Source organism: Pauljensenia sp. UMB3104 (genome assembly GCF_030217285.1).
In the GTDB taxonomy this organism is placed as follows: Bacteria; Actinomycetota; Actinomycetes; order Actinomycetales; family Actinomycetaceae; genus Pauljensenia.
Genome location: NZ_JASONN010000049.1, coordinates 1 through 1,131 on the forward strand (window position 1 = coordinate 1; position 1,131 = coordinate 1,131).

The following is a 1,131-nucleotide window of genomic DNA, read 5'->3' on the forward strand; positions in this document are numbered from 1 at the left end:
CCAATACCAGCAGCAACAACACCCTGACCCCACGACGAATAACTCGCCAACTGTCCACTGGCATCAATCGCAGACACACCCACAGTCCCCGACCACCAGCCATAGGACGCATCATTCTCGTCCTTGGCATCATTACCCATCGGACCCACAATAATGACACCCTGTGTCATGGCGCGAGCAATCGCCCACTTCAAGGAATCTTGATGATGGTTAGTATCCGACCGAGAAATCGAGATAATCTGCGCCCCATCATTCATCGCTTGTTCAACAGGACCGAAAGATAAACCTTTAATGCCAGAATGGTCTTTATTGCATTCTTCTGTCATCAGGGCGGAATCTTTTGGAGCTGAATAGGCAATAAGAGTAGCGTCGGGCGCTACACCATAGTTTTTGGACACCAGGATGGACGCGATGGCAGTCGCGTGAGTCTTTGAGGCGTTGTCCTCTTTATAGGGGCACGGTGTCTTGACCGTAATGTCAGCCCCCGCGAGCTCAGGAGCACTCGTATCAACCGGCCCATCGATCATCGCGATGGTCACACCCTGACCCGTGTACCCCTTCGCACGCGCCTGATCCAGCTTGTAATACGAGACATAATCCTGCGTTGTAATCGTGTCATCAGCGTGCGCGGGCCCCGGCGCCGCCGCCAACGCACCCATGCTCAGCGCAAGAGCACAGGCAGCAGTAGCGAGAACGCGCGCAGACTTGTGAGTGGTTACCACTGGCATGAGCCTCATGGGGTCACTTCCGGTGATAGGCAGGACTGGTACCAATATGAGCGTTGGGAGCGTACGCACTGCCAGCTGCGTCTTCATCCACCCCGCGATACACGTAACTATCATCAAGTACCACATCCAAAAAGGGGACGAGGCCGTCAAGGTACTGCTGAACCTCAGCCGGAGTAGGCGTGGAGCCGCCGCCCTTATCGGCCAGCGGGTTCTCATCGGGATACTGGGCAGGATCACTTCCCAACAACCCGTCCAGACTCAGCGCACCATAACCCGTGTACTGATTCCACGCACCATTATTCGACCCACTACGAGTCACCGACTGGAGAAGCTGATTAGAGGTCGCCTCGGGCCAACGCGAGCGCGCCAACGCAATCTGACCCGCCACAATCGGAGTCGAAAT

Annotated in this window: 1 protein-coding gene and 1 pseudogene; both read right to left on the reverse strand. The window is 55.8% G+C overall.

The features are described 5' to 3' along the window. On the reverse strand, window positions 1-728 hold a 728-nt coding region (locus tag QP415_RS10685; RefSeq protein ID WP_285100030.1), incomplete at its 3' end, for a S8 family peptidase. Window positions 729-741: 13 nt separating this feature from the next. Next, a pseudogene (locus QP415_RS10690) lies at window positions 742-1,131 on the reverse strand (alkaline protease); the annotation flags it as partial.